Source organism: Acidocella facilis ATCC 35904 (assembly GCF_000687875.1).
GTDB lineage: Bacteria > Pseudomonadota > Alphaproteobacteria > Acetobacterales > Acetobacteraceae > Acidocella > Acidocella facilis.
In genome coordinates this window covers 356,017-382,269 of the sequence record NZ_JHYG01000002.1, presented here as the reverse complement: position 1 = coordinate 382,269, position 26,253 = coordinate 356,017, and the positions used below count along the sequence as shown (strand labels likewise).

Genomic DNA, 26,253 nt, shown 5'->3' with positions numbered 1-26,253 from the left:
GATGTTCCTCGTCAGCGTCCAGGAGGCGGCATTCGACAGCGGCGCGCTGCTGGCGCAGCTGGGCGGCGAGGGGGTCGGCGGCATCGCCAGCTTCATTGGCCTGGTCCGTCAGAACGCCAGCGGCGATCTCGCGGCTTTGCGGCTCGAACATTATCCCGGCATGACCGAGGCGGCCCTCACCCGCCTGCTGGACGAAGCCCGCGCGCGCTGGGACCTCGCTGGCGGCATCGTCATTCACCGCTTCGGCCGGCTGGCCGTCGGCGCGCCGATCGTCTTCGTCGCCACCGCCAGCGCGCATCGCGCGGCGGCGCTCGAGTCCACCGCCTTTCTCATCGATTGCCTGAAAACCGGCGCCCCCTTCTGGAAGGCCGAGGAGCGGCTGGGCGGCGAGACCGCCTGGGTGGAAGCCCGCGCCGCGGACGAGGCGGCTGCCGCATCCTGGCATAATCGCGCCAAAAATTTGCCGCAGGGCAAGGGTCGTTTATAGGAACCCCATCATGGACCTCAAAGATCACATTCGCGGCATCCCGGATTTCCCCAAGCCGGGCATCCTCTTCTACGACATCTCGACGCTGCTGCGCGATGCCGACGCCTGGCAGGTGGCCATGGGCCGCCTCGCCAACCGCGTGCGCGCCTATCACCCGACCGTGCTGGCCGGGGTCGAGAGCCGTGGCTTCCTGCTCGCCGCCCCGCTGGCGCTCAAGCTCGGCTGCGGCTTCGTGATGATCCGCAAGCCCGGCAAGCTGCCCGGCGCCACTGTCGGGCTGGATTACGCGCTCGAATACGGCACGGACCGCGTCGAAATCCAGGCCGATGCGGTGGAGCCAGGGGCGCGCGTCGTCGTGGTGGATGATCTGCTGGCCACCGGCGGCACCATGGCGGCCGGCATCGAGCTGCTGCGCAAGGTGGGGGCCGAGGTCGTCGCCGCCGCGGCGGTGATCGAGCTTTCCTTCCTGAATGGCCGCGCCAAGCTGGATGTGCCGGTGGAAACGCTGGTCCAGTACGACGATTGACGAAATGAGCGGCGCGCGTAATCTCCGTGGCTTCGAGGAAACCGGAGTCCAACCCAGATGAAACGCCGGCAACTGCTCGGTGCCCTGGCTGCTTCCGCGTTGCTGCCAGGTGCCGCCCGCGCCCAGGCGATGGCGCAGGCCGCGCTCGGCCCGATGAACCTGCTGGTGGCCGGCCCGAATGGCGGCGCCACCAGCCGCTGGGGCAACGCCTTCGCGCTCGCCATCGCCGACCATTTCCCCGGCAGCCCGAACATCGTCGCCGAGCCGGTGGGCGGGCTGGATGGCGTCACCGGCGCCAACCGGCTGGATGCGCTGATGGTGCCCGATGGCCGCAGCGCCGCCATCCTGCCCGGCGCCGCCTTGATCGCCTTTCTCACCGGCGATTCGCGGGTGCATTTCAACCCGACGCAATGGACCCCGCTGCTCGCCGGCTTCAATTCCGGCGTGCTGATGCTGCGCGCCCCGAAAGGCAGCGTGCCGACGCTGGAGACGCTGCAACAACGCAGCCCGCTGCGCCTCGGCGCCGCCCAGACGCAAAGCGATGATCTGGCCGCGCTGCTCGCGCTCGCCCGGCTGGGCGTGGCCACCGTGCCGGTCTTCGGCCTGCACTCCAACGACGAGAAAACCCGTGCCTTCATCGCCGGCACGGTGGATGCCGTGTTCATCTGCGGCGAAGGCGTGCCGGAAGATATCACCCCGCTCATCGCCTCTGGCGCGGTGCCGGCCTTCTGCATCGGCGCCCCCGGCCCGGGCGGCAGCGTGGGGCCGGACCCGCTCTTCCCCGGTCTCGCTCTGCCCAGCACGCTGGGCCCTGCGGTCAGCCCGCTGCTCGCCTCCGCCTATGAGGCTGCCGCCGCCGCCGCGCGGCTGGATTTCCTGATGGTGCTGCCGCGCTTGACCGACCCCGGTGCGGTCTCCATCTGGCGCAGTGCCGCCATCGAGGCCGCCGGCAGCGAGGCGGTGGCCGCCGCCGCCCAGGCCAGCTCAATCTCCTTGCAGCCCGCCACGGTGCTGGCCAACGCCCTCACCGCGCTGGCCATCGTCCCGGCCGAGCAGCCGCAGCTTCTGGCCTTCCTGGCCAAGAATTACGGCTGGCAGCCCGGCTAGCATTTTGGCCAAACAAGCTAAAATTTTCGCCTGCACCGCCTGCGGGGCGGTGTTTCCGAAATGGGCCGGGCGCTGCGAGGCCTGCGGCGAATGGAACACGCTGGAGGAACAGGCCGCCCCCAAGGCGCTGCCCGGCGGCATCAAGGACGGCGCCCGGCGCGCTGGCAGCAAGATCGAGTTCGTCGGGCTGGAAGGCATCTCGCCGCCACCGCCGCGCATCCCCACCACCATCGCCGAGTTCGACCGTGTTCTCGGCGGCGGCCTTGTCCCCGCCTCCGTGGTGTTGGTTGGCGGTGATCCCGGCATCGGCAAATCCACCTTGCTGCTGCAGGCCAGTGCCGCCCTGGGCCGCGCCGGGCAGGAGGTGCTCTATATCTCCGGCGAGGAATCGATCGACCAGATCCGCCTGCGCGCCTTGCGCCTGGGCCTCTCCGACGCGCCACTGCGCCTCGCCGCCGCCACCCAGCTCGGCGACATCCTGGCCAGTCTCAGCCAATATCCCAATGCGGCTTTGGTGGTGATCGATTCCATCCAGACCATGTGGGCGGAGGGGATCGATTCCGCGCCGGGCTCCGTCACCCAGGTCCGCGCCAGCGCCTTCGAGCTGATCCGCGCCGCCAAAACCCAAGGCTTCTCCCTGCTGCTGGTCGGCCATGTGACCAAGGAAGGCTCCCTCGCCGGGCCGCGCGTGGTCGAGCATATGGTCGATGTCGTGCTGCATTTCGAAGGCGATCGCGGCCACCAGTTCCGCATCCTGCGCGGCATGAAAAACCGCTTCGGCGCCACGGACGAGATCGGCGTGTTCGAGATGACCGGGCGCGGCCTCTCCGAGGTCGCCAACCCCTCCGCTTTGTTCCTGGCGGAGCGGCGCGGCAATGTCGCGGGCAGCGCGGTGCTGGCCGGGCTGGAGGGCTCGCGCCCGGTGCTGGTGGAAATCCAGTGCCTGCTCTCGCCCAACCCTGGCGGCTCGCCCCGGCGCTCGGTCATTGGCTGGGATTCCGGCCGGCTCTCGATGCTGCTGGCGGTGCTGGAGACGCGCTGCGGGCTGAAGCTTTCGATGAACGATGTCTATCTCAACGTCGCCGGCGGCTTGCGGGTCAACGAGCCCGCCGCCGATCTCGCGGTGGCGGCGGCGTTGATCTCCGCCGCGTCCGACGTGCCGACCGACCCGGAAATGGTGTTCTGCGGCGAAATCGGCCTCTCCGGCGAGCTGCGCCAGGTGGCGCAGACCGAGCTGCGGCTGAAGGAGGCCGCGAAGCTCGGCTTCGCCCGTGCGGCTGGCCCTAAGCGCGTGGCCGGCGGCGCCGCCAAGCTCAGCGTGCCCAAAACACTTTCCCTGATTGAAATCGGGCATCTGACGGACCTAGTTGGCATCATCGCCACCGGCCAGAAGCCCGGCGCGAAACGCAAGGAGGCTGAATGACCTGGGTCGATGCGGTGGTGCTGGGGGTTGTGGCGCTGTCCGCCCTGTTCTCGATGGTCCGTGGCTTCGTGCGCGAGGTGCTGGGGGTTGGCGCCTGGCTCGGCGCGTTGCTCGCCTGCCTGAAATTCTATGCGCCGGTGCAGCCTTACATCGCCTCGCTGCTGCCCAAGGGGCTGCAGCATTTCGCCATCTATGGCGCCATGGCGGCGGTGTTCCTGGTGGTGCTGATCGTGCTCAGCCTGGTCAGCGGGCTGATCGGCGGGCTGGTGCGCGAATCGCCGCTTTCGGGGTTGGACCATTCGCTCGGCATCGTCTTCGGCATCGCGCGCGGCGCCATCATCCTGTTCATCGCCTATATCGCACTGGGCATGGCCGAGCCCTCGACTGAATGGCCAAAGCCGATCGTCGATGCCCGCTCTCTGCCCATTGCCTATCAGGGTGCGACCTGGCTGGTCGGCTTCCTGCCGCCGCAATATCAGCCGAAAGTGCAAAAACTCCCCAGCCCGCAGGCCCCCAGCGCGGATGCGCTGATGCAGCAGCCGGTCGCCGGCAGCGCGCTCGGCAAGTAGCCGGCGGGCCTTAGAGGAATATGTGTTTAGGTTGACGCGCCAGCGTCAAGATAAACACATGAAATTGCTCGCTAAAACAAAACTTAGAGCATCAAGCGTTCAAATTGAACGCCTAAATAAAATCTAGACGGCCGGCTGCCCCTGCCACAAGGCCAGCAGCAAGACCACAACCAGCGTGGAAATCGCGCATCGCAGGGCGAGATAGCGCCCCGCGATGAGCCCGGCACGCCACCCCAGCGCCTCGCCCAGCAAGGTGGCGACGAATCCCAGGGCCAGCAGCAACAAGGCCGCGCGCGGCGCCTGCCCCAGCAGCAGCACCAGCAGGGCCAGCCAGCCGACCAGCGAGGGCAGCACGCCCAGCGTTAAAATCCGCCCCGCCCATTTTGTCGCCTCAGGCCGCGGCGCCGCGCCGCCCACCAGCGCCCCCCAATGCACCGCCCCTAAAAAGGACAGGATCACGGCGCCATAGGCGATCACCGCCGCCGTGCCGGGCGCCGCGAAGCGCGGAAACAGAAGTGCCAGCCCGGTTCCAGCCAGAAACGGCAGCCCACCCAGAGCGGTCAGCAGCAGGGCGATGGCGAAGGGAGAACGCGGCAAGGAGGGCAAGGGTTTTGGCCTTTTCCAGAGGGAGACGCAGGGCGCAACCGGGTCGGCCCGGCGGCTCGGCCAGTCTAGAGCGAGATATCCGCCTCTGCCCAGAGGGCGCGCTGCAACAGCGGCCCGAAGCCGATGCGGTGATGCGGCGTCGGCCCATGCGCGATGATCGCCGCGCGATGGATCGCCGCCGCATAACCGGCATTCTTCGCCCAGCCATAATGCGGGTAGCGCGCATCCAGCTGGCGCATCAGCCGGTCGCGGATCTCCTTGGCGACGATCGAGGCGGCGGCGATGGAGAGCGAAATTCCATCGCCCCCCACCAGCAGCGTGCAAGGCAGCGCGATGCCCGGCGCCTTGTTGCCGTCCACCAGCAGATGCTCTGGCGCCAAAGGCAGCGCCGCCACCGCCCGGCGCATCGCCAGAAACGAGGCGTGCAGGATATTCAGCCGCTCGATCTCCTTCACTGACGCCGCGCCGACACCGATGTCCGCCCCCGAGGCCCGCAGCGCCAGCAACGCCGCCGCGCGCTTCCTGGCACTCAGCTTCTTGGAATCATCCAGCATCGCCGCCAGCCCGGCGGGCAGCACGGGCGGCAGCACCACGGCGGCGGCCAGCACCGGCCCGGCCAGCGGCCCGCGCCCAACCTCATCCAGCCCCGCCACCCGGCCACCGATGCGCGTCTCATGGCTCAAATCAGGCATCGCGCTTCGCCTGGAAAAAATCCGTCAGCAGCGCCGCGCAGTCCTGCTCGCGCACCCCGCCAATCACTTCCGGCTTATGGTGCGTCGTCGGCTGGGTGAACAGACGCGGCCCATGCTCCACCGCCCCGGTCTTGGGGTCATAAGCCCCGAACACCAGCTTGCCGACGCGCAGAGATGCGATAGCCCCGGCGCAGAAGGCACAAGGCTCAAGTGTGACGCTCAGCGTGCAATCGGCCAGATATTTGCCCCCGCGCGCCGCGCGCGCGGCTGTCAGCGCCAGATACTCAGCGTGCAAAAGCGGGTTCTGCCCCGCCTCCACCGCATTGCGCGCCAGGGCCAGCACTTGCCCTTGCGCGTCGGTCACCACCGCGCCCACCGGCACCTCGCCTTCGGCGGCGGCCTGCCGCGCTTGCTCCAGCGCCAGTTGCATCGGGGTGGTCATGGCGTCGGATTTGCCTGAACAGCCTCGGAAGGTCTAGTTAGCGCCATGAAGAAACGCCCCTTGATCGGCCTGACCCTGGATGCGGAACCCGCCGGCGGCTGGTCCAAATATCCCTGGTACGCGCTGCGCCAGAATTATACCCACGCCCTGGCCGCCCATGGCGGGCTGGCGGTGGCGCTGCCGCACGACCCGGGCCTGGCGGAGGATTATCTGGACCGGCTGGACGGGCTGATCGTCACCGGTGGCGCCTTCGATGTCGACCCCGCCCTCTATGGCGACACCGAGACCCACGAAACGGTAGAGCTGAAGGCGGACCGCACCACCGCCGAGCTGGCCTTCCTGCGCGGCGCCATGGCCCGCAACATGCCGGTGCTGGGCATTTGCGGCGGGCAGCAGCTGCTCGCCGTCGCCCTCGGCGGCACGCTGCACCAGCATATCCCGGACGCGATTCCCGGCGCTCTGGCGCATGAGCAGACAACCAGCCATTACGAGCCCGGCCACAAGGTCGAGATCCTCGCCGGCACCAAGCTGTTCAGCATCACGGGACCGGTGATGCAGGTGAATACCTCCCACCACCAGGCGGTGAAATCCGCCGGACGCGGCGTGGTGAACGCCATCGCCCCGGACGGGGTGATCGAAGGCATCGAGGACCCGTCCCAGAAATTCTGCATCGGGGTGCAATGGCACCCGGAATATCTCGTGGATGCGGGCGATGCCGCCCTCTACCGCGCCTTTATCGAGGCCTGCCAATGACCGAAGCGACCACGCCCCCCGAAGACGAAGCGCGCGGCGAGCGCATCGCCAAATTCCTCTCCCGCGCCGGGGTGGCCAGTAGGCGTGATGCCGAGGCGATGATCGAAGCCGGCCGGGTGCGGATGAATAACGAGCCCGTCACCCAGCCCGCCACCTTCGTGAAACCCGGCGACATGGTGCTGGTGGACGGCAAGCCGGTGAGCGAGCCCGAGCGCACCCGCCTGTTCCGCTACCATAAGCCCGACGGTCTGGTGACCACCCATAAAGACCCCGAAGGCCGCCCGACCGTGTTCGAGCGCCTGCCGCAAGGCCTGCCGCGCCTGATCTCCATCGGCCGGCTGGATCTCACCTCCGAGGGGCTGCTGCTGCTCACCAATGACGGCGCCCTCTCCCGCCAGCTGGAGCTGCCCGCCACCGGCTGGCTGCGCCGCTACCGGGTGCGCGTGCATGGCGGTGTCTCGCCTGACAAGCTCAAGCGCCTGGCCGACGGCATGGTGGTGGAGCGGGTGAAATACGGCCCGATCGAAGCCGCCATCGACAGCCAGCAGCGCTCCAATACCTGGCTCTCGATGAGCCTGCGCGAAGGCAAGAACCGCGAAATCCGCCGGGTGATGCAGGCGCTGGAATTGCCGGTGACGCGCCTCATCCGCGTCGCCTACGGCCCCTTCCAGCTCGGCCAGCTGCCGCGCGGCGCGGCCGAGGAAGTGCCGGGCAAGATACTGCGCGAGCAGGTTCCGGGTCTGGCGAAATGAGGGGGACGAAATGACCGGCCCGCGCATCATCGCCGGGCGCTGGAGGGGCCGCGTGCTCGCCGCCCCCGAGGGCCGCGAAACCCGCCCCACCAATATCCGCGCCCGCCAGGCGGTGTTCGACATTCTCGCCCACGCCCCCTGGTGCGATCTGCAAGAGGCGAAGGTGCTGGACGTCTTCGCCGGCACCGGCGCTTACGGGCTGGAAGCGCTCTCGCGCGGGGCGGCCAGTGCCAGCTTCATCGAACAATCCCGCGAGGCCGGTGCCGCCCTGCGCGCCAATATCGCGGGGTTGAAGGTGGAGAGCGCGAAACTCTTCACCGCCGACGCCCTGCACCCGCCCGCCGGCAACCCGCACGACCTGGTGTTCCTCGACCCGCCCTACGGCGAGGCGCTGATTTCCCCGGCCTTGGCAGCACTCACGGCAAAAGGCTGGATCGCGCCGGGGGCGATCATCGTCGCCGAGATGGGGCCGGGCGAGACGCTGGAGATTGCGGAGCCTCTGGCCGAACGCGCGCATGGCAAGGCGCATCTGAAAATCTGGCGTCTTTAAGCGGGATTTCCGCAAGCGCCACGGAAATCGCCAAGATCGGCTCAGGCTCTAATAAAGATCGAAATACTCCGCCGTCTCCGCCGCCGGGATTTCATCGCGCAGACGGTTGATCTCGGCCGTCTTCACAATGGTGTAAATTTTCACAAATTCCGCGCCCAGCATCTCGGTAAACGCCGCATCCGCCCGCAACGCCGCCAGCGCTTCATGCATCTCCGTCGGCAGCTTGGCGAAAGCTCCATCCGCCTCCTTCAACCCCTTGCGCTCCGGCGCCAGCACCGCTCCGCTCTGCACCCCGAGCAGCCCCGCCGCCAGGCTCGCCGCCGCGGTCAGATACGGGTTGGACAAAGCCGATGGCACCCGCACCTCCAGATGCTGCCTTTCATCCTTCGACGCCTTGATCCGCACTGAAGCCGAGCGATCCTCCACCCCCCAGGAAATATTGGAGGGCGCGAACGTCCCCGGCCGGATGCGGCGATAACAATTCGGCGTCGGATTCCAGATCGCCTGCGCCGCCGGCGCATGGTCCAGAATCCCTTGCGTGAAACTCTTCATCAGCCCGCTCATCCCATCCGGGTCCGCCTTGTCCAAAAACAAATTCTCCCCGCTCTTCAGATCAAACAGCGAGAGGTGAAAATGCGAGCAGGAGCCTGAAAGATGCGCATAAGGCTTGGTCATGAAGGTCGCCAGCAGCCCTTGGCCGCGCAGATATTCCTTCACCGTATTCTTGAACACGAACGCCCTATCAGCCGCCGCGATGCCATCGAGCGCGGCGAAATTCAGCTCCCACTGCCCCGGCCCGAATTCGCCATTGGCGGTGATCATGTCCACGCCGCTTTGCGCCAACACCCGCATCAGCCCCTCCAGCGCCGGATGCCGATGGGTGATCGCGGTCACGAAAATCGGATTGCCGGTATAAAGCGGCTGCCGGGTTTCCAGATCGACCACATAGAACTCGAACTCATGCCCCATCTTCACGCCGAATCCCATCTCGGCGGCTTTTTGCAGCATGGTTTTCAACACGGTGCGCGGAGCCGCATATTGCGGGGTGCCGTCATACCATTTGGTATCGCAGATCACCCGGGCGGTATTGGCGATCCAGGGCACATCGCTGACCGTGTCCGGATCCGGCACCATCAGGCAATCGGCGAAATTGATATCCTCATTATAGCCCGTCCCGGCGATCGGGTTGGACGCGCTATCCAGCGTCACCGTGCCGCCATAGAGGTTGAGCCCGTCCCGCGCATAGGATTCCACATGCGCGATCGGCACCGTCTTGCCCCGCGAAAGCCCGGCCAGGTCCGGCAGCTCGAAGCGCAGCTGCGTGATCTGGCGCTCCCGCAGGCTCTGCGCCAGGGCGGCGGCGGTCTGTTTCGTATGCTCGAAATACAGCGACATTCCGGCTCCTTTCGCGGGGTTGTTGGCGGCAGCGATGCAAAATCCGCGCCGCGCGCTTAAGGCGGATGGGCGCGGGTAAAGAAGGCCAGCCAGGCCGGGCGGCGGGCGCCGCTACCGGGCTGCCAATCCGCGATGGCGAGGCCCGAGGCGGTGGCCAGCAGCCAATAGCGTGTGCCGCCATCCGGCTGGCGCGTCTGCACCGCCACCTGGCGGCCGCCGGCGAGAAACTGCCAGCTTTCGATCACCCCATGATGCGCCACAAACCGCAGCACCGGCCGCCCCTGATGCCAGACCACCAACGCCAGCGGGCAAGGCCGCGCCTGGCCGCAGCCATAGGACGCCAGCCAGCCGATGCTGTGCCGGTTGGGCGCGATGCGGATCTGGCTGAACGCCAGCTGCTGGCCCTGCTCGTCAAGGTCCAGCTGCACCCGCACGGTTTTGCCGCCGCGATAGCGGATCACCAGCGGGCCGGAGCCGCCGCCACGGGCGAAACGGCTATGCGGCGGCACCGCGTAAGGATCATCCGGCCCGGCCATCGCCCCGGCGCTGGCGATCGCCGGCGCCGGGCAGGCCGGGCCGGCCAGCCCCATCATCGCCACCAGCACGGCCCATCCCGCGCGCCTCACCGCCCCGCCAGCGCCCGCGCGGCGCTATCCCGAGACGCCTGTTCGTCGCCATTCAGAAACGCCTGTTCGGCGATGTCCAGAAAATTGCCGAAGACGATCTGCGCCGCCGCATGCAGCTCAGGGAATTGCGCATCCACCTCCGCGACCATCGCCGCCAGCCCGCCAGGGCCGCGAACCCGTTCAAGCGCTGCCTTATATTCCGGCAGGCTGCCCCATTCCGCGGTGGTGCTGTGGGTCAGCTCCAGATGGAATTGCAGCCCATAGGCGGCCCGCCCATAGCGCTGCGCCTGGATGGCGCAGCCCGGCGAGCCGGCCAGCGCCACCGCCCCCTCCGGCAGCCGCGTCACCTCCGCCCCATGCCATTGCATACAGGGCCAGAGCGGCGGCAGGCCGGTGAAAATCGGGTCCGGCCGGGTCTCAACACAGCTCATCCCCACCTCCGGCACCGCCATCCGCCCCACCGCGCCGCCCAGCGCCTCGGCCAGCAGCTGGTGCCCCAGGCACATGCCAAGGTAAGGCCGCCCGGCGCGCACCCAATCGCGGATCACCGCCTTTTCCTCGATCAGCCAGGGGAATTGATCGGTCTCCCAGACATCCTGCGGCCCGCCCATCACCAGCAACGCGTCGAAGCCCGCGAGATCAGCGGGAATCGCCTCGCCCTCATCCAGCTCCACCGCCTGCATCTCGCAGCCGCGCGCCGCCATCACCTCACGGAAACTGCCAGGATGCTCCGAGGCGACATGCTGGAAGACGAGGATTTTCATCGGCGGCTCCTTTCCGGGTCGAGGCATCATTATTACAGGGAGGGGGGTTTTCGTGAAGCCGCGAGGCGCCGGACTCGCGCATTCATGCTATCAGGCCCCATGCCCATCCGCCGCCTCGCCGAAACCACCATCAACCGCATCGCCGCCGGCGAGGTCATCGAACGCCCCGCCGCCGCGGTGAAGGAGCTGGTGGAAAACGCGCTGGATGCCGGATCGACGCGCATCGAGGTCATCCTCGCCGGAGGCGGCATCGAGCGGATCGAGATCATCGATGATGGCTGCGGCATTCCGGCCGAGGAGCTGCCGCTCGCCATCGAACGCCACGCCACCTCCAAGCTGCAGGACGAGGCGCTGGTGCAAATCTCCACGCTGGGCTTTCGCGGCGAGGCGCTGCCCTCGATCGGCGCGGCGGCGAAGCTCACCTTGATCAGCCGCCCCGCCGGGCAGGATGGTGCCTGGCGGATCGACGTCGCCGGTGGCGCGATCACCGCCGCCCGCCCCGCCGCCGGCCTCAAGGGCACCCGCGCCATTGTCGAGGATCTGTTCTACGCCACCCCGGCGCGGCGCAAGTTCCTGCGCTCACCCCGGGCCGAGGCGGAGGCCGCCGAGCGCACCGTCTGGCGCCTCGCCCTCTGCGCCCCGCACGTGGCGTTCCGCCTGGTCTCGGATGAGCGCGTGCTATTCGACCTGCCGGCCCAGCCCGAAGCCGCGCGCGTCGCGGCTTTGTTCGGGCGCGAGGCGGCGGCGAACATGATGGTGCTGGAGGCGCAGCGCGACGAGGTGAAGCTCTCCGGCCTGATCGGCCCGGCCAGCCTCAACCGCGCCACCACGCAATTGCAGAGCTTCGTCGTCAATGGCCGCCCGGTGCAGGATTCGCTGTTGAAGCTGGCTTTGCGCCTGGCCTACCGGGACGTGATCCCGGCCGGGCGGCACGCCGTGGCGGCGCTGCGGCTGGAGCTGCCAGATGAGGCGCTGGACGTGAATGTGCATCCCGCCAAGTCCGAGCTGCGCTTCGCCGACCAGAATGGCGTGCGCAGCCTGGTGATCGGCGCCATCAACCGCGCCTTGGCGCAGCCGGTCAGCCTGGGCACCGCACCCAGCGCCACTTTGCCCAGCCTGGCGCTGCGCCCGCCGCCTTCCGCCGGGCCGCGCTACAGCCTGCCGCCGGCCCCAAGCCGCGCCGCGCGCGGCTTCGCCGAGGCGGAGCTGGCCCTGGCCGCCCCGCCCGCCGCACGGCCGGTCTTCGACATCCAAGCCCCCGCCCCCACCGCGCCCGCCACCGAACACCCGCTCGGGGCACCTCTGGCGCAGATTCTCGATACCTATGTGCTGGCCCAGGCGCCGGACGGCGCGCTGGTGATCGTCGACCAGCATGCCGCGCATGAACGCCTGACCGAGGAAAGGTTGCGCGCCCAGTTCCAGGAGGGCCGCATCGCCACCCAGCCGCTGCTGGTGCCGGTGGTGGTGGACCTGCCCGCGATGGAGGCGGCGCGGCTGCTGGCGGAGACCGAAACCCTGGCCCGGCTGGGGCTGGAGATCGAGCCCTTCGGCCCCGGCGCGATTCTGGTCCGCGCCGTGCCGGCGGCGCTGAAAGACCCGGACGCCGCCGGACTGCTGCGCGATCTGGCGGAGGAATTCGCCGAGGCCGGCGCGCCCTTGGCGCTGGAGGCGAAGCTGGATGCCGCCCTGGCGCGGCTGGCCTGTCATCGCTCCATCCGCGCCGGGCGGCGGCTGCAGCGCGAGGAGATCGACGCGCTGCTGCGCGAGATGGAGGCCACGCCACGCGCCGCCACCTGCTCGCATGGCCGCCCGACCTTCCTCAAGCTCACCCGCGCCGATCTGGAAAAACTCTTCGGCCGCAGCGGCTGATCGCCTTGCCAGCCGCGCTCGCGCGCTCTCTTGTAGGCACGCCAACAAGGAGTACAGGATGCGAGACGAGACCGAGGCGCTGATCGAAGCCTATTACGCCGCCTTCAACAAGGCCGACTGGGAGGCGATGCTGGCGCTGCTGAGCGAGGATGTCCGCCACGACATCAACCAGTCCGAAACCCAGACCGGCAAGCCCGCCTTCCGCGCCTTCATGGCGGAAATGCAACGCTGCTACGCCGAGCGCCTGGAAAATATCCAGATCCTGTCCGACAAAACGGCAACCCGCGCGGCCGCGACCTATGTCGTGCATGGGCGCTATCTCACCACCGCCGAGGGGCTGCCGGAGGCCAAGGGCCAAAGCTATGTGCTGCCCGGCGGCGCCTTTTTCGAGGTGGCGGGTGGCCGGATCACCCGTGTCACTAATTATTATAATCTGCAGGACTGGCTGGACCAGGTTTCAGCCTGAAACGGACCTCGCCTGAAACGCAAAAAGGCCGGCGCAAGCGCCGGCCTTTCCCTTTTGTTCGAAGCGGGAGGCTTAAAACAGCACACCGCCCTCGAGGGTGCCAACGAACTGGAACTTGTCCGTGCCGCTTGTGCCGTAGCCGTAGGACACGCCCTGATACTTGTTGTTCAGCAGGTAGAAGCCACCGGCGTTCACGCGGGCATAGAGGTCCTTGTACTGCCAGGTCGGGGCCAGAGCGAAGCCGACGCCTTCGGACTTCGGACCGACAAACCAGCTGCCCGCACCCTGGGAGTTCTCATACTCGACCCAGCCGCCCAGCGAGTAGGGGCTCTTGCCGAAGGTGTAGTTGCCAAACAGAGCCGCGCCCAGATTGGCGGTGGTCTTGTTGATGCCCAGCTGGTGGTTGGTGTGGGCGTACACATACTGCACTTCCGGCACCAGGTTCAGGTTGCCGGCGGTGAAGCTGTAATAGGCGCCGAACATCTGCGAGTTCATGAAGTACGGGCCGTAGCTCGCAACGCTGGTGTTGCTGTAGGTCTTGGCGGTCAGACCCTGGCGGCCAACATTGCCGGCATAATACACGTTCAGCACGTTGTTCGGGTCGATCGTGTAGGTGCCCAGCGCCTGCACGAAGTTGAACACGCCCGTATCCCAGCCATCGCCATATTCGACGGTCGCGGAGAACGGCCCCTTGGTGTAGTTGGCCTCGACGCCGCGCGCGGAGGAGTTCTGCACGTAGAAGATCGAGGTGACGAGCTGCGACGGGTTGAACCAGGGCAGCGAGGCCTCATAACCTTCCAGCGAGCCCAGCTGGCCGGCGGAGATGGTGAAGGGCATGTCTTTCGGCGCCAAGGTCACGTAGCCCTCGTAAAGCGGGCCGGTGACATAATTGCTGACCGAGGTCTGGCCCGGACGCGAGGTCACGGTGCCGGGCGCGATGCTGCCGCCGACGGAACCGATCTCGATATTGAACTGCAGCTCACCGGTGGTCTTCTGCAGCTGGATGATGGCGGAGCCGACATTGGTGCCGACATTGGTGGTGTTGCTGCCATTGCCGCCGGCGGGCATGCCAGACACGGCGAAGCCATAGGCATCGAAGCCGCCGCTCAGGCTCAGCGAACCGAGCGGGCCGCCATCGATATTGATCGCGGTGGGGCCATTCAGCGCGTGCGCCGCATTCATCGCCAGAAGAGAGGACCCGGCGACAAAGCCAAGACCCAGAAGTTGCCGACGCATCGTAATCATTATGCCTCCTGATTGCGCAATCATCCGCGCGTTGTGCCTAAACTTTAACCCGACAACATTCTTGGCGCAGAAACCGCCCCAACAAACGCCATCGTCGGTAATGAATTCGCAATCTACATGCCAACCCCCAAAAATTGCCAGACGAAACAAGCCAGCCTCCCGCTTTGCCCCGACCATGTTGCTGAAATGACACATTCCGCCATCTAGAGGGTTGAGTTTATGGATTTTCCTGCCGCGCGGCGGCGCAGCATGGCGGCACCCACAAAAACGCCCCGCACAAGGCGGGGCGTTTTTGTGGTTTCCTGGGAGGGAAAGTTTAGCGGGGCACTGCAAAACGTCTCTGGGCGAATGCGCTTTTTTGCCTGTCCCGCCGTGGTTTGGGAGGCGGCGCGTCATCCAAGCAGATATTGCGCCAGAGCGTATTCCGTTCACGTTGGTGCACGGGATACGCTCTCGCTTTTTGTTCGAGCGAGCAACTTTATCCGATCAAACGATCTCGTTTGACTGGATGTTGCTCTAGCTGCGCACTGCCACATAGGAGCCAGGAGCCGCCTCCAGCGCCTTGAAGCCGCGCACCTTGCCCGGCTCGCGCGGCGGGACTGTCTCGGCATTCTGGGCGGTGACCCAGCGCTGCCAATCCGGCCACCAGGACCCGGCGATTTCGGTCGCCTCCTTGAACCATTCATCCGGGCTCTCGGGCAGCGCCTCATTGATGAAATGGTTATATTTGCCGCCCTCCGGCGGATTGACCACCCCGGCAATATGGCCGGAGGCGGCCAGCACGAAGCGCACCGGGCCGCCGAAATTGCGCGCCCCCTTATAGGTGCTGGTCCAGGGCGCGATGTGATCCTCCCGGCAGGAGAGGAAATAGCAGGGGATCTTCACCTGGGAGAGATCCACCCCCACCCCCTTCATCGAAATCCCGCCCGGCTGGCAGAGCAGGTTCTTCTGGTACATGTTGCGCAGATAGAAAGAATGCATCGCCGCCGGCATGCGGGTGGAATCCGAATTCCAATAGAGCAGATCGAACGGGAACGGCTCCTGCCCGAGCAGGTAGTTATTCACCACGAAGCTCCAGATCAGATCATTGGCGCGCAGCATGTTGAAGGTGGTGGCCATCTCCGCCCCCTCCAGATAGCCGCGCTTGGCCATCTTCTCCTCGATCTGGGTGAGCTGCTCCTCATCGATGAACACCCCCAGCTCCCCGGCATCGGCGAAATCGGTCAGCGTCACGAAGAAGGTGGCGGAGGCGATGCGCTCATCCCCCGTCGTCGCCATATAGCCCAATGTGGAGGCCAGCAGCGTGCCGCCCAGGCAATAGCCGATGGCGTTCACCTTCGGCTGCCTGGTGATCTTCTCGATCGCATCCAGCGCCGCCAGCACGCCATCCTGCATGTAATCGTCGAAATTCTTGTCGGCCAGCGTCTCGTCCGGATTGACCCAGCTCACCATGAACACGGTATGGCCCTGCGAGACCAGCCAGCGCACCAGCGAGTTTTTCGGCCGCAGATCGAGAATGTAGAATTTATTGATCCAGGGCGGCAAAATCAGCAGCGGCCGGGCCAGCACGTTTTCGGTGCTGGGGCTGTACTGGATCAGCTGCATCAGCTCATTCTGAAACACCACCTGGCCGGGCGAGACGGCGATATTCTCGCCGATCTTGAAGGCCTCAGTGTCGGTCATGCGGATGCGCAGATTGCCCCGCCCCTGCTCCAGATCATTGAGCAGGTTGTTGAGGCCGCGCATCAGATTCTCGCCGCCGGTCTCGCGGGTCTTGCGCAGCACTTCCGGGTTGGTGAGGGCGAAATTGCTGGGGGAGAGCGCGTTGATGAACTGGCGGGCGTAGAAATCCACCTTCTGCGCCGTCTTCGGCTCCAGCCCGTCCACCTGGGTGACGACATCGTTGATATAGCGCGCCGAGAGCAGATAGCTCTGCTTGATGAAATCGAACACCTCATTCTGCCGCCAGGCCGGGTCGGCGAAGCGCTTGTCGCGCGGGTCATGCGCGATCACCGGGTCCGGCTCCTCCCCCACCCAGATCCGCCGCGCGGTGTTCTGCCAGAGCGTCATGTAATCGCGCCACAGCCCCATCTGCGCTTCCATCAGCTGGGAGGGGTTGGAGAGCAGCTTGGCGGTCATTTCCAGAAAGGCGCTGCCGACATTCAGCGGGTCCAGCGCCATTCCCTCCGCCGCCTGGCGCTTCATCCACTCATTCACCAGCTTCTGGCTGCGGGCCGCGATATCCGCCATCGAGCGGCCGAGCGCCTGGGCGTCGGGCAGCTTGATGTCATTCTCCTGGGGCGGCATGGGCGCGTTCATGGCGGGGGCATCCTTTCCGTGGCGTCTATTCTCGGGCTAACAAGGGGCAGGTTCGGCCCAGGCAGAACCCAGGCACGGCAAGCGAAGAGGGGTTAGAAATGGTCGGGCGGCGTTTCGCGGCTTCATGGATATTCTTGGCGGCGACCTCTCTTAGTGGTTGTTCTCAGGCGATTAATTTATACCACAAGAAGGAAGGTGGCGCGATTGCGCAGAACCGGCAACCCCCGCCGGGGACGAACCTGCCCTACCCTAACCTCGCGGATGTGCCGGCCCCCCAGCCCCCCGCCGCCCCCGGCGCGCAGGCCGCCATCACCAGCCAGGCGCGCAGCGGCGTCTCTGCCCCCGCGCCCGGCGCCCTGGCCGGGCTGAGCCTGCCGGAGGCGCCGCCGCCCGTGCCCAGCGTGCCGGGCCTGACCATCCAGACCCCGAATGTGAACGCCCCAGCCCCCAAGCCGGCCCCGGCTCCCGCACCCGCCCCGGCGCCCAAGCCCCCCGGCCCTGCGGTTGGCGTCGCCTTCGCCCCCGGCTCGGCGCTGCTGCCGGCAGCACAGCAAAGCGTCATTCAGGGCGTCGCCGCGCAGCGCCAGGATGGCTTCATCCGCGCCGTCGGCTTCGGCGATGGCTCGATGGCCCTCGCCCTCGCCCGCGCCCGGCGCATCGCCGATGCGCTGACCGCCGCCGGCGTGCCGGCGGACAAGATTAAGCTGGACGCCTTTGCCGCCGGTTCTGGCGGCTTCGTGCAATTGGTGTATTGAGCACCGCGTCACCCTCTATCAACCGAGTCAGAAAAATGTCCGAAGAGTTTCACCGCATACGCCGCCTGCCCCCTTACGTCTTCGCGGAAGTGAATGCCGCCAAGGCCAAGGCACGCGCCGCCGCGGAGGACATTATCGATCTCGGCATGGGCAATCCGGACAGCCCCACCCCGCCCCATATCGTGGCGAAGCTGGTGGAAACCGTGCAGGACCCGCGCAGCCACCGCTATTCCACCTCAAAGGGCATTCCCGGCCTGCGCCGCGCCCAGGCGGCCTATTATGAGCGCCGCTTCGGGGTGAAGCTGGACCCGGAGACCGAGGTGATCGCCACACTCGGCTCCAAGGAAGGGCTGGCCAACCTCGCCGCCGCCATCACCTCGCCGGGCGACACCATCCTGGTGCCCAACCCCTCCTACCCGATCCATCAATTCGGCTTCATCATCGCCGGCGCCTCGGTACGCTCGATCCCGGCCACCCCGGATGACGACATGCTCGCCGCGATCGACCGCGCGGTGCGCCATTCCGTGCCGAAGCCGACCGCGCTGATCGTGAATTTCCCGTCCAACCCGACCGCCTATATGGCGACGCTGGATTTCTACAAGGCGCTGGTGAAGCTGGCCAAGCAGCACGAGATCTTCATCATCTCGGACATCGCCTATTCCGAGATCTATTTCGACGGCAACCCGCCCCCCTCGGTGCTGCAGGTGGAAGGGGCCAAGGACATCACCATCGAGTTCACCTCGATGTCCAAAACCTATTCCATGCCCGGCTGGCGCATGGGCTTTGGCGTCGGCAACCCGCATCTGATCAAGGCGCTGACGCGGATGAAATCCTATCTGGATTACGGCGCCTTCACGCCGATCCAGGTTGCGGCGACGGCCGCGCTCAATGGCCCGCAGGATTGCGTGGAAGAGATGCGCAATCTCTACCGCGAGCGCCGGGATATTCTCATCAAGGGCCTGCACGCCGCCGGCTGGGACGTGCCCAGCCCCGAAGGCTCGATGTTCGCCTGGGCACCGATCCCGCCGAAATATGCCCATCTCGGCAGCCTGGAATTCTCCAAGCTGCTGATGGCCAAGGCCAAGGTGGCGGTGGCCCCGGGCATCGGCTTTGGCGAATATGGCGATGGCCATGTCCGCATCGCTTTGGTGGAAAACCAGCACCGGCTGCGCCAGGCGCTGCGCAACATCAAGCATTTCCTGGCGACCGACAACGGGGCGCCGGCTGAATCAGAGGTCAAATCGTGAAACCGCTTAAAATCGGCATCGCCGGGCTCGGCACGGTCGGCGCTGGCGTCGTTAAGCTGCTCGCCGCCCAGAAGGAACTCATCGCGGCGCGCGCCGGCCGGCCGGTGATGGTCACCGCCATCTCCGCGCGCGACAAGAGCCGCGACCGTGGGGTAAAGCTGGACGGACTGACCTGGCATGACGATGCCCTCGCCCTTGCGCATGACCCCGAGGTTGAGGTGGTGGTGGAGCTGATCGGCGGCTCGGACGGCAAGGCGAAAGCCCTGGCCGAAGCCGCGATTGCCGCCGGCAAGCATTTTGTCACCGCCAACAAGGCGCTGCTCGCCGTGCATGGTGTCGCCCTGGCCCGCGCGGCGGAAGCCAACAATGTCACCATCGCCTATGAGGCGGCGGTGGCGGGCGGCATTCCCGTCATCAAGGCGCTGCGCGAAGGGCTGGCCGCGAACAAGGTCAGCCGTGTCGCCGGCATTCTCAACGGCACCTGCAATTACATCCTCACCACCATGCGCGAGGACGGCCGGGATTTCGCCGATGTGCTGGCCGACGCCCAGGCGCTGGGCTATGCCGAGGCCGACCCCAGCTTCGACATCGATGGCGTGGACGCTGCCCATAAGCTCGCCATCCTCGCCGGCCTCGCCTTCGGCGCGCGGATTGATTTCGCCAAGCTGCATATCGAGGGCATCCGCCGGATTTCAGCCATCGACATCGCCTTCGCCGAGGAGCTGGGCTACCGCATCAAGCTGCTGGGCATCGCCGAGCAGACCGAGGCCGGCATCTCCCTGCGCGTGCACCCGACCATGGTGCCGGTGGAAAAACCGATCGCCATCGTCGATGGCGTGTTCAACGCGGTGCTGCTGGAAGGCGATTTCTCCGGCCCGGTGTTTTTGCGCGGGCGCGGCGCCGGCGAAGGCCCGACGGCCAGCGCCGTGGTGGCGGACCTGATCGACATCGCCCGCAACATCCGCGTCCCGGTCTGGGGCATGGAGGAGAGCGCGCTGGAGGATCTGCCGATCACGCCGACCTCCGAACTCGCCAGCGCCTATTTCGTGCGGCTCTCGGTGGTGGATGAGCCCGGCGTGCTCGCCGACGTCACCGCCATCCTGCGCGATCATGGCATCTCGCTCGAATCCATGATCCAGCATGGCCGCGCCCCGGGCGAGGCGGTGCCCATCGTGCTGGTGACGCACGACACCAAGGAAGCCGCGGTGAACGCCGCGCTGGCGGGGATTGCCGCCTTGCCGGCGGTGCTGGAGCCGCCGGCCTTGATCCGCATCGAACCAAAATAAGGGAGTTTGCCCATGACCGAACGCCGTCTCGAAGACGTCTCTGATCGCAACCTGGCGCTGGAGCTGGTGCGTGTGACCGAAGCGGCGGCGATCGCCGCCTCGCGCTGGATCGGCCGCGGCCAGAAGAACGAGGCCGATGGCGCCGCCGTGGAAGCCATGCGCAAAGCCTTCGACACCGTCGCCATCGACGGCACCGTGGTCATCGGCGAAGGCGAAATGGACGAGGCGCCGATGCTCTATATCGGCGAGAAGGTCGGCTGCGGCGGCCCGGCGATGGACATCGCCGTCGATCCGCTGGAAGGCACCACCATCACCGCCAAGGGCGGCCCCAACGCCATCACCACCGTGGCACTGGCCGAGCACGGCAATTTCCTCAACGCGCCTGACGTGTATATGGAAAAAATCGCCGTCGGCCCGGGGCTGCCGGAAGGGGTGATCTCGCTCGACGCGCCGGTGAAGGAAAATCTGAAGAACCTGGCGCGGGCCAAGGGCATCGAGATTTCCGAGCTGATGGTGTGCATGCTGGACCGCGACCGCCACCAGGAATCGATCGCCAAGATCCGCGAAGCCGGGGCGCGCATTCTGCTGCTGGGCGATGGCGATGTGGCCGGCGTCATCGCCGCCTCACTGCCGGGCGGCGGGGTGGATATGTATCTGGGCTCCGGCGGCGCCCCGGAAGGCGTGCTGGCGGCGGCCGCTCTGCGCTGCACCGGCGGCCAGATGCTGGGCCGGCTGATGTTCGAGGATGAGGCGCAGATCGAGCGCGCGCGGGGCATGGGCATCACCGACCCGAGCCGCATCTATACCCTGACCGAGATGGCCAAGGGCGATGTGATGTTCGCGGCCTCCGGTGTCACAACCGGCGCGATGCTGAACGGGGTGAAGCGCGTGGGCCATGGGGCGGTGACGCATTCCATCGTCATGCGCTCCAAATCCGGCACGGTGCGCTATGTCGAAGGCCACCATAATTTCGCGAAAAAGGGCTTCTCGCTGTAAAGCCCCCGGTTATGTGTGGGGGGCATCCCCCCACACATAACCGCATTCACATCACGCTCAGCGTCAAGCCTTGCGTTCCCCTGGGGCTAGCCACGCCGGCCACCGGATGCGGCACATAAGGCGCCTCCAGCGCCGCGATCTCCTCGGCACTCAGCCTCACCTCCAGCGCCGCCACCGCATCCGCCAGATGCGACGCCTTGGTCGCCCCGATGATCGGCGCGGTGATGCCCGGCTTCTGCAGCAGCCAGGCCATCGCCACCTGCGCCTTGCCCACCCCTTTCGCCGCCGCGATTCGCGCCACCTCTTCCACCACCTTGCGATCCTGTTCTTCGGTCTTGGTGTAGATGGATTTGATCACCAGATCCGTCTCGGACCGCTTGGTCGTCTCCCCCCAGGGCCGGGTCAGGCGGCCGCGCGCCAGCGGGCTCCAGGGGATCACCCCCACCCCCATATCCGCGCAGAGCGGCAGCATCTCGCGCTCCTCCTCCCGGTAGATCAGATTGACCTGATTCTGCATCGAGATGAATTTCGTCCAGCCATGGATCTGCGCGGTATATTGCGCCTTGGAAAACTGCCAGGCGGACATTGAGGAGGCGCCGATATAGCGCACCCGCCCGGATTTCACGATGTCATGCAGCGCTTCCATCGTCTCCTCGATCGGGGTCACCTCGTCCCAGCGATGGATCTGGTAGAGATCCAGATACTCCATGCCCAGGCGCCTGAGGCTGTCATCCACCGCCTGGAACAGCGCCTTGCGCGACAGCCCGCCGGTGTTCGGCGCCCCGCGCCAGGAGAAATAGGCCTTCGAGGCGACCACGATCTCATCGCGCGCGGCAAAATCCTTCAAGGCCCGGCCGACAAACTCCTCCGACGAGCCGTTGGAATACATGTTCGCGGTGTCGAAGAAATTAATACCCGCCTCCAGCGCCTGGCGGATGAGCCGGCGGCTGGACTCCTCATCCAGCGTCCATTCATGGGTGCCGCGCTGCGCCTCGCCGAAGCTCATGCAGCCCAGGCACAGGCGCGAAACCAGCAGACCGGTTGGGCCGAGTGTACGATATTCCATGGCGTTGCTCCTCCAGAGCCATATGTGTCGAGCCTGACGCGCCAGCGTCAAGCTCGACACATGAAATGGCTCGCTCAAACAAAGACTGTACCATCGAGCTGAAAGCGTGATGGTCTGGTCCGCCGAAACATAGGCAACCCAGCCGCGCAATCCCAGGGGCGTTTGACGCGCCCCCGCCCCGCATGTCAGGCTCCTCCCATGCGAAAAATCGGTTTTGCCTTGCTGTTGCTCAGTCTTTTTGCCCTCGCGCCCAGGGCCCATGCCGCCGCCTTCTGCGCGCCGGGACAGACCGACGCCGCCGCCCGCGCGCTGCCCGCCGCTCTGGTGCCGCAAGCGGTGAAGGCCTTTAAACTGCACGGCCCGCCTCCGGCGATGGTGCAAAAAATGACGCTGATGCGCTGCATGGATGGCAAAGCCTATGGCTGCTTCATCGGCGCCAATTTGCCCTGCGGGCCGGCCAACAAGGCGACCATTTTGCCGGCGGCCAAGCCCTGGTGCGACAAAAACCCGAATGCGGCTTTCGTGCCCGCCTATATTTCAGGGCATGACAGCCTGTATCGCTGGCGCTGCCGCAACGGCGATCCGGTACATGTCGGCGCGCCGGCCGCCCTGGATGCGCAAGGGTTTTTCAAAGCTTATTGGCGGCGGCTTTAGCGCAATATGTGTTTAGATTGACGCGGCAGCGTCAATATAAACAGATGAAATTGCTCGCTAAATCGAAATCTGGAGCCTCAAGCTAAAAGCTTGGGGCTCTCATCCCCGACATGTTTACCTTGCGCTGGATTTTCTTGGATCAGGAAAGTTTCGCCAGGAACATCGCCCCGGCATCCTGAGGCAGCCTGTCATTAATGATGGTGACATCGGCGTCGATTTGAGCGCCCTCCCGGCGCAACCGTTCGGCGATGTCCGCCGCATCCTCGCGGCCGCGCGCGGCAAGGCGTTGCGCCAATATTTCCGGCGGCGCGGTGATTTCCACCACCATGCAGGGAAAGCGCGCCCGCGCCTCGGCGATCACCCCACGCGAAACATTTATGATGACAATCCGCTGCGCGGCAAGATCCCGCTCTATATCGGCGGGAATGCCATAATGCAGACCGTGCGCCTGCCATGCCAGGGCAAAGCGCGCGGATGCAAATTCCGCCTCGGTGACACAGACATGATCCTCACCCGGTCCGGGCGGGCGGGTGATGACGCGGCGGGGAAACACCACCTTCTCATAGCCCGCCAAATGCGCCTTGGCGTAGGCGAGAACCGTATCCTTGCCAGCACCAGACGGCCCGACAACCAGCACCAGCATCGGCCCCTTCATGCGCCGAACGCCAGGCGCTGAAACAGCCTGAAAGCTGCACCTTGCGACTCTTCAATGAACACCGCCAGGCTGCGCGCCATGCGCGGTTGCGCCAAGGACGCCGCGAAATGGGCGCGGGCTGCAGGCACGTAGGGATTGTCTTGCATCTTCCCACTCAGCGTCATGTGAAACTCGAAATCCTCGAACACCAGCGGATAGCCCCATCGGGCGATATTTTCCGCCTGGCGCGGCGTGCGTCCCTGCGCGCGCCTGGCCTGGGCTGCCGCACTTTCCGGGAGGCGATGCGCGTCGAAAGCCTCCACACAGCCATTCGCCAGCTGGTAAAGTGAAGCCGCCGGTTCGGCTGGGCATAATGCCAGGAAACCGTGCAACGGCATGACCTCAAGCCGCGGCATCAAAAACGGCTTTTGCCGCGCGGCGAAATCCTTCGCGGCTGAGAGAAACCTCTCAAATCCGTGCCTTGGCACCATCGGCGCCTTCAATGTCGCATGGAAGCCGTAACGGCGCGGATCTTGTGTATTTTCCTGCAGGCCTGCCAACGCCGGTTGTGCCAGAACCGCGCCGCTTTCCGGATCCCGTCCCAGCCATTCGCAACCGGCGCGCCAGAGCGGATCGTCCGCCTCCGGCGCGTAATAGACCGCGACGCGATACGGCTCAGGCAACGCGCACGCCTCCCCGCCAGACGGAGCGGATCACCGGCAACCCGTCATAGAGCCGGATCTGCAGCAGATCCGCGCGCTGGCCAGCTTCGATACGGCCGCGATCCGCGAGCCCCGCCACATCCGCCGGGCCGGAGGTGACCAACGCCACCGCTTCAGGCAGCGCCAGCGTCTTTTGCGCGACGATCCCAAACACCGCCTCCAGCATCGAGGCCGGCACATAGTCCGAGGCCAGCGCGTCCAGCAAATTCCGCCGCACCAGATCCATCACCGCGACATTGCCCGAATGCGAGCCACCGCGCACGATGTTCGGCGCCCCGGCGATCACCTTCATCCCCCGCGCCTTCGCCGCCTTCGCGGCGACCAGCGAGACCGGAAATTCCGCGATGGAAATGCCATCCGCCTCGTTCTGGATCACATCCTCTTCGCTATGGTCATCATGCGAGGCCAGCTTAATGCCGCGCGCAAGCGTCCGCTTCACAATCCGGCTGCGATTTTTCCTGTGGTTTTCATGATGCGCGGCTTTCAACGCGGTGATCACGTGTTCGATCTCATCCGGGCTGAAGCCTTCGGCGGCGCGCATGCGGCGATAGCGCGCCTCATCCTTGTACTGCCCGCCAATGCCGGGGCTGTGGTCCATCACCGAGATCAGCTTCACCAGCGGATCATCGATCACCTCATCCAGCATGTCCGGCATCTCGGCGGCGGGAAGTTCGCAGCGCAGATGCAGAAAATGCTCAACCTTCAGCGCCCCGGTCGGCCGCAGCGCGCAGAGATCCGCATAGCCGTCGAGGAAGGTCTGGTTGCGCTCTTTCTCAAAGCCGATATCGCCAAGGCAGAGCGCATCGAACACGGTGGTAATGCCGGCGGCGGCACATTGCGCGTCATGGATCAGCAGCGCCGAGCGCGAGGGCCAGCGCGCGGAAGAGCGCGGCTGCGCCTGGCGCTCCAGATTATCCGTATGCAAATCGATCATCCCCGGCATCAGGAAATCGCCTTCGCAATCATACCCCTCCGCCACGCCGATGGCAGCGATCAGCCCGTCCTCGACGCGCAAGCCGCCTTCCACCACCTCATGCGGCAGCACCAGCCGGGCATTCTTGAAATTCGTCATGCGTTTTCCTTCAGCGACTCAATGTGCGGCTCCATATCCGCCGCCGCGCCGCGGAATTTCGCATCATTCATCAGCCAGATCATCATATCACGGCTGGCGGAATCGGGCGAGGCGGTCGGCTCGTCCAGAGCAGCGCCGTTATAGCCATCCCTGTTCACGGTTCCACATTTTCCGCGCATCTCCCGGATCGATGACAACGCGCTATGTAAATCCACAGACGGGCATAAAAAAACCGGCCAGATGGCCGGTTTTTTCGGAAACGCGAGGATCACCCCATCGCCCAGGTGAGGATGGCCTTCTGCGCGTGCAGCCGGTTCTCCGCCTCGTCGAACACCACGGAGGTCGGGCCGTCGATCACCTCGGCGGTCACTTCCTCACCGCGATGGGCGGGCAGGCAGTGCTGGAAAATCGCGCCGGGTGCGGCCTTGCCCATCAGCGCGTTGGTGACCTGATAAGGCGCGAAGATTTTCGCCCGGGCGGCGGCCTCGTCCTCGGAATCGGACATTGAGAGCCAGGTATCGGTCACCACGCAGGCGGCGTTTTCCACCGCCCAGGCCGGGTCCTGCCCCAGCGCCACATCCGCCCCCTCGGCCTGCGCCCAGGCCAGAACCTCCGGGCGCGGCTGGTAGCCTTCCGGGCAGGCCAGGCGGAGCTTGAAATTGAAGCGCGCGGCCGCCTCGATGAAAGAGGCGGCGACATTATTGCCATCTCCCACCCAGGCGATGCTCTGCCCGGCCACCGGCCCCTTATGCTCCTCGAAGGTCAGCAGATCCGCCAGAATCTGGCAGGGATGCGAAAGCTCGGTGAGGCCGTTGATCACCGGCACGCTGGCATGCGCCGCCAGATCATGCATCTTGGCGGCGCGGTCCGTGCGCAACAGGATGCCATGCACGAAGCGCGACAGCACATTGGCGGTGTCCGGAATGGTCTCGCCGCGGCCGATCTGCATGTCTTTCGAGGACAGCACCACGGTATCGCCCCCCAGCTCCTTGGCCGCGACCTCGAAAGAGACGCGGGTGCGGGTGGAGGGTTTCTCGAAGATCATCGCCAGGGTTTTGCCCGCAAGCGGCTTGCGCGTCGGGTTGGCGCGGCTGCGCTTGAAGGCGGCGGCATCATCCAGCATGGCGCGCAGCTGGGCGGCGGAGAAATCCTTCAGGTCTAGGAAATGCCGGGGGCCGGAGTCCTGCAAGGAGAGAACAGCGCTCATTTATTCGCCTCCTGAGCGGAGGC

At 66.1% G+C, this 26,253-nt stretch carries 29 protein-coding genes; 15 read left to right on the top strand and 14 right to left on the bottom strand.

All coding sequences use genetic code 11. From position 1 onward, the window contains the following. Position 1 precedes the first annotated feature (1 nt). Genes T331_RS0104300 through T331_RS0104280 form a run of 5 tightly spaced genes read left to right on the top strand, consistent with a single transcriptional unit; the run spans position 2 to position 4,112 of the window. Positions 2–487, top strand: a complete 486-nt coding sequence (locus tag T331_RS0104300) for a molybdenum cofactor biosynthesis protein MoaE (RefSeq protein WP_026439151.1) — start codon at positions 2–4, stop codon at positions 485–487. A gap of 10 nt (positions 488–497) precedes the next feature. Beyond that, positions 498–1,013, top strand: a complete 516-nt coding sequence (locus T331_RS0104295) for an adenine phosphoribosyltransferase (RefSeq protein ID WP_008495119.1) — start codon at positions 498–500, stop codon at positions 1,011–1,013. Between the two features lie 57 nt (positions 1,014–1,070). After that, on the top strand, positions 1,071–2,120 hold the full coding sequence (locus T331_RS0104290; RefSeq protein ID WP_026439150.1) for a hypothetical protein: 1,050 nt from the start codon (positions 1,071–1,073) through the stop codon (positions 2,118–2,120). A 4-nt stretch (positions 2,121–2,124) separates the two neighbouring features. Continuing rightward, positions 2,125–3,543, top strand: a complete 1,419-nt coding sequence (gene radA / locus T331_RS0104285; RefSeq protein ID WP_026439149.1) for a DNA repair protein RadA — start codon at positions 2,125–2,127, stop codon at positions 3,541–3,543. Next, positions 3,540–4,112: a CvpA family protein gene (locus tag T331_RS0104280; protein ID WP_008495116.1), complete on the top strand. Its 573-nt coding sequence runs from the start codon at positions 3,540–3,542 to the stop codon at positions 4,110–4,112. The genes radA and T331_RS0104280 overlap by 4 nt, the downstream gene beginning before the upstream one ends. Positions 4,113–4,235: 123 nt before the next feature. On the opposite strand, the gene T331_RS0104275 is transcribed toward T331_RS0104280, so the two are convergent. The 3 genes from T331_RS0104275 to T331_RS0104265 form a co-directional block, all read right to left on the bottom strand. Further along, on the bottom strand, positions 4,236–4,709 hold the full coding sequence (locus T331_RS0104275; RefSeq protein ID WP_026439148.1) for a DUF3429 domain-containing protein: 474 nt from the start codon (positions 4,707–4,709) through the stop codon (positions 4,236–4,238). 74 nt (positions 4,710–4,783) lie between these two features. Further along, positions 4,784–5,410 carry a ribonuclease HII gene (locus T331_RS0104270; protein ID WP_026439147.1) on the bottom strand — a complete coding sequence of 209 codons (627 nt, stop codon included), beginning with the start codon at positions 5,408–5,410 and terminating at the stop codon, positions 4,784–4,786. Next, a complete protein-coding gene (locus tag T331_RS0104265) occupies positions 5,403–5,852 on the bottom strand; it encodes a nucleoside deaminase (protein WP_026439146.1) in 450 nt (149 codons plus the stop codon). Before T331_RS0104265 ends, T331_RS0104270 begins: the two co-directional genes overlap by 8 nt. Before the next feature lie 45 nt (positions 5,853–5,897). On the opposite strand from T331_RS0104265, the gene T331_RS0104260 reads away from it, so the two are divergent. The 3 genes from T331_RS0104260 to rsmD are packed head-to-tail and all read left to right on the top strand — an operon-like array spanning position 5,898 to position 7,907. Continuing rightward, positions 5,898–6,605: a gamma-glutamyl-gamma-aminobutyrate hydrolase family protein gene (locus T331_RS0104260; protein ID WP_008495111.1), complete on the top strand. Its 708-nt coding sequence runs from the start codon at positions 5,898–5,900 to the stop codon at positions 6,603–6,605. Then, positions 6,602–7,357, top strand: coding sequence for a pseudouridine synthase (locus tag T331_RS0104255; RefSeq protein WP_008495110.1), 756 nt, complete (start codon positions 6,602–6,604; stop codon positions 7,355–7,357). The genes T331_RS0104260 and T331_RS0104255 overlap by 4 nt, the downstream gene beginning before the upstream one ends. A 10-nt stretch (positions 7,358–7,367) precedes the next feature. Next, positions 7,368–7,907: a 16S rRNA (guanine(966)-N(2))-methyltransferase RsmD gene (rsmD, locus tag T331_RS0104250; RefSeq protein ID WP_026439145.1), complete on the top strand. Its 540-nt coding sequence runs from the start codon at positions 7,368–7,370 to the stop codon at positions 7,905–7,907. A gap of 48 nt (positions 7,908–7,955) precedes the next feature. Here the strand turns inward: rsmD and T331_RS0104245 are convergent, their stop codons facing one another. The 3 genes from T331_RS0104245 to T331_RS17280 are packed head-to-tail and all read right to left on the bottom strand — an operon-like array spanning position 7,956 to position 10,692. Then, positions 7,956–9,302, bottom strand: coding sequence for a glutamine synthetase family protein (locus T331_RS0104245; RefSeq protein WP_026439144.1), 1,347 nt, complete (start codon positions 9,300–9,302; stop codon positions 7,956–7,958). Between the two features lie 56 nt (positions 9,303–9,358). Then, positions 9,359–9,928: a hypothetical protein gene (locus tag T331_RS0104240; RefSeq protein WP_155992606.1), complete on the bottom strand. Its 570-nt coding sequence runs from the start codon at positions 9,926–9,928 to the stop codon at positions 9,359–9,361. Next, the gene (locus tag T331_RS17280) at positions 9,925–10,692 is read right to left on the bottom strand and encodes a type 1 glutamine amidotransferase (protein ID WP_081822119.1); all 768 of its coding nucleotides are present in this window, start codon (positions 10,690–10,692) and stop codon (positions 9,925–9,927) included. Before T331_RS17280 ends, T331_RS0104240 begins: the two co-directional genes overlap by 4 nt. 99 nt (positions 10,693–10,791) lie before the next feature. On the opposite strand from T331_RS17280, the gene mutL reads away from it, so the two are divergent. Both mutL and T331_RS0104225 read left to right on the top strand, forming a co-directional pair. Next, the gene (gene mutL, locus T331_RS0104230) at positions 10,792–12,561 is read left to right on the top strand and encodes a DNA mismatch repair endonuclease MutL (RefSeq protein WP_026439142.1); all 1,770 of its coding nucleotides are present in this window, start codon (positions 10,792–10,794) and stop codon (positions 12,559–12,561) included. Between the two features lie 58 nt (positions 12,562–12,619). Next, a complete protein-coding gene (locus tag T331_RS0104225; RefSeq protein ID WP_026439141.1) occupies positions 12,620–13,027 on the top strand; it encodes a ketosteroid isomerase-related protein in 408 nt (135 codons plus the stop codon). Between the two features lie 72 nt (positions 13,028–13,099). Here the strand turns inward: T331_RS0104225 and T331_RS0104220 are convergent, their stop codons facing one another. Continuing rightward, entirely contained in the window at positions 13,100–14,272 is a 1,173-nt protein-coding gene (locus T331_RS0104220) for a porin family protein (protein ID WP_035179061.1), read from the bottom strand. Positions 14,273–14,788: 516 nt separating this feature from the next. Beyond that, a complete protein-coding gene (locus tag T331_RS0104215) occupies positions 14,789–16,591 on the bottom strand; it encodes a PHA/PHB synthase family protein (protein ID WP_051622108.1) in 1,803 nt (600 codons plus the stop codon). A gap of 263 nt (positions 16,592–16,854) precedes the next feature. Here T331_RS0104215 and T331_RS17275 point away from each other — a divergent pair, with 263 nt between their 5' ends. The 4 genes from T331_RS17275 to glpX are packed head-to-tail and all read left to right on the top strand — an operon-like array spanning position 16,855 to position 20,875. Then, positions 16,855–17,346 carry an OmpA family protein gene (locus T331_RS17275; RefSeq protein ID WP_051622106.1) on the top strand — a complete coding sequence of 164 codons (492 nt, stop codon included), beginning with the start codon at positions 16,855–16,857 and terminating at the stop codon, positions 17,344–17,346. 35 nt (positions 17,347–17,381) lie between these two features. Further along, complete coding sequence (locus T331_RS0104205; RefSeq protein WP_008495099.1) at positions 17,382–18,593, top strand: LL-diaminopimelate aminotransferase; 1,212 nt, start codon at positions 17,382–17,384, stop codon at positions 18,591–18,593. Next, positions 18,590–19,879, top strand: coding sequence for a homoserine dehydrogenase (locus T331_RS0104200; protein ID WP_026439138.1), 1,290 nt, complete (start codon positions 18,590–18,592; stop codon positions 19,877–19,879). The genes T331_RS0104205 and T331_RS0104200 overlap by 4 nt, the downstream gene beginning before the upstream one ends. 12 nt (positions 19,880–19,891) lie before the next feature. Continuing rightward, complete coding sequence (gene glpX / locus T331_RS0104195) at positions 19,892–20,875, top strand: class II fructose-bisphosphatase (protein ID WP_026439137.1); 984 nt, start codon at positions 19,892–19,894, stop codon at positions 20,873–20,875. A gap of 46 nt (positions 20,876–20,921) precedes the next feature. On the opposite strand, the gene T331_RS0104190 is transcribed toward glpX, so the two are convergent. Then, on the bottom strand, positions 20,922–21,941 hold the full coding sequence (locus tag T331_RS0104190) for an aldo/keto reductase (RefSeq protein WP_026439136.1): 1,020 nt from the start codon (positions 21,939–21,941) through the stop codon (positions 20,922–20,924). A gap of 225 nt (positions 21,942–22,166) precedes the next feature. On the opposite strand from T331_RS0104190, the gene T331_RS0104185 reads away from it, so the two are divergent. Continuing rightward, positions 22,167–22,595 (top strand): hypothetical protein, encoded by a 429-nt coding sequence (locus T331_RS0104185; protein WP_211248671.1) that lies wholly within the window; start codon positions 22,167–22,169, stop codon positions 22,593–22,595. A gap of 139 nt (positions 22,596–22,734) precedes the next feature. Here T331_RS0104185 and phnN read toward each other — a convergent pair whose 3' ends face one another. From phnN to argF, 5 genes are all read right to left on the bottom strand, one after another. Continuing rightward, the gene (gene phnN / locus T331_RS0104180) at positions 22,735–23,250 is read right to left on the bottom strand and encodes a phosphonate metabolism protein/1,5-bisphosphokinase (PRPP-forming) PhnN (RefSeq protein ID WP_026439134.1); all 516 of its coding nucleotides are present in this window, start codon (positions 23,248–23,250) and stop codon (positions 22,735–22,737) included. Next, positions 23,247–23,789: a DUF1045 domain-containing protein gene (locus tag T331_RS0104175; RefSeq protein WP_244876882.1), complete on the bottom strand. Its 543-nt coding sequence runs from the start codon at positions 23,787–23,789 to the stop codon at positions 23,247–23,249. Before T331_RS0104175 ends, phnN begins: the two co-directional genes overlap by 4 nt. A 115-nt stretch (positions 23,790–23,904) precedes the next feature. Beyond that, positions 23,905–25,023 carry an alpha-D-ribose 1-methylphosphonate 5-triphosphate diphosphatase gene (locus T331_RS0104170; protein WP_026439132.1) on the bottom strand — a complete coding sequence of 373 codons (1,119 nt, stop codon included), beginning with the start codon at positions 25,021–25,023 and terminating at the stop codon, positions 23,905–23,907. Beyond that, positions 25,020–25,295, bottom strand: coding sequence for a hypothetical protein (locus tag T331_RS0104165; RefSeq protein WP_155992604.1), 276 nt, complete (start codon positions 25,293–25,295; stop codon positions 25,020–25,022). The genes T331_RS0104170 and T331_RS0104165 overlap by 4 nt, the downstream gene beginning before the upstream one ends. Beyond that, positions 25,292–26,230 (bottom strand): ornithine carbamoyltransferase, encoded by a 939-nt coding sequence (gene argF, locus T331_RS0104160; RefSeq protein WP_026439130.1) that lies wholly within the window; start codon positions 26,228–26,230, stop codon positions 25,292–25,294. Before argF ends, T331_RS0104165 begins: the two co-directional genes overlap by 4 nt. Positions 26,231–26,253: the final 23 nt, after the last annotated feature.

Excerpts from the sequence above, each read along its gene's own strand:
- T331_RS0104205 (WP_008495099.1), top strand. The coding sequence starts at position 17,382 with ATGTCCGAAGAGTTTCACCGCATACGCCGCCTGCCCCCTTACGTCTTC.
- T331_RS0104300 (WP_026439151.1), top strand. The coding sequence starts at position 2 with ATGTTCCTCGTCAGCGTCCAGGAGGCGGCATTCGACAGCGGCGCGCTG.
- T331_RS0104295 (WP_008495119.1), top strand. The coding sequence starts at position 498 with ATGGACCTCAAAGATCACATTCGCGGCATCCCGGATTTCCCCAAGCCG.
- glpX (WP_026439137.1), top strand. The coding sequence starts at position 19,892 with ATGACCGAACGCCGTCTCGAAGACGTCTCTGATCGCAACCTGGCGCTG.
- T331_RS0104215 (WP_051622108.1), bottom strand. The coding sequence starts at position 16,591 with ATGAACGCGCCCATGCCGCCCCAGGAGAATGACATCAAGCTGCCCGAC.
- T331_RS17280 (WP_081822119.1), bottom strand. The coding sequence starts at position 10,692 with ATGAAAATCCTCGTCTTCCAGCATGTCGCCTCGGAGCATCCTGGCAGT.
- mutL (WP_026439142.1), top strand. The coding sequence starts at position 10,792 with ATGCCCATCCGCCGCCTCGCCGAAACCACCATCAACCGCATCGCCGCC.
- T331_RS0104265 (WP_026439146.1), bottom strand. The coding sequence starts at position 5,852 with ATGACCACCCCGATGCAACTGGCGCTGGAGCAAGCGCGGCAGGCCGCC.
- phnN (WP_026439134.1), bottom strand. The coding sequence starts at position 23,250 with ATGAAGGGGCCGATGCTGGTGCTGGTTGTCGGGCCGTCTGGTGCTGGC.
- T331_RS0104220 (WP_035179061.1), bottom strand. The coding sequence starts at position 14,272 with ATGATTACGATGCGTCGGCAACTTCTGGGTCTTGGCTTTGTCGCCGGG.
- rsmD (WP_026439145.1), top strand. The coding sequence starts at position 7,368 with ATGACCGGCCCGCGCATCATCGCCGGGCGCTGGAGGGGCCGCGTGCTC.
- T331_RS0104260 (WP_008495111.1), top strand. The coding sequence starts at position 5,898 with ATGAAGAAACGCCCCTTGATCGGCCTGACCCTGGATGCGGAACCCGCC.
- T331_RS0104225 (WP_026439141.1), top strand. The coding sequence starts at position 12,620 with ATGCGAGACGAGACCGAGGCGCTGATCGAAGCCTATTACGCCGCCTTC.
- T331_RS0104290 (WP_026439150.1), top strand. The coding sequence starts at position 1,071 with ATGAAACGCCGGCAACTGCTCGGTGCCCTGGCTGCTTCCGCGTTGCTG.
- T331_RS0104245 (WP_026439144.1), bottom strand. The coding sequence starts at position 9,302 with ATGTCGCTGTATTTCGAGCATACGAAACAGACCGCCGCCGCCCTGGCG.
- T331_RS0104280 (WP_008495116.1), top strand. The coding sequence starts at position 3,540 with ATGACCTGGGTCGATGCGGTGGTGCTGGGGGTTGTGGCGCTGTCCGCC.
- argF (WP_026439130.1), bottom strand. The coding sequence starts at position 26,230 with ATGAGCGCTGTTCTCTCCTTGCAGGACTCCGGCCCCCGGCATTTCCTA.
- T331_RS0104190 (WP_026439136.1), bottom strand. The coding sequence starts at position 21,941 with ATGGAATATCGTACACTCGGCCCAACCGGTCTGCTGGTTTCGCGCCTG.
- T331_RS0104270 (WP_026439147.1), bottom strand. The coding sequence starts at position 5,410 with ATGCCTGATTTGAGCCATGAGACGCGCATCGGTGGCCGGGTGGCGGGG.
- T331_RS0104255 (WP_008495110.1), top strand. The coding sequence starts at position 6,602 with ATGACCGAAGCGACCACGCCCCCCGAAGACGAAGCGCGCGGCGAGCGC.
- T331_RS0104170 (WP_026439132.1), bottom strand. The coding sequence starts at position 25,023 with ATGACGAATTTCAAGAATGCCCGGCTGGTGCTGCCGCATGAGGTGGTG.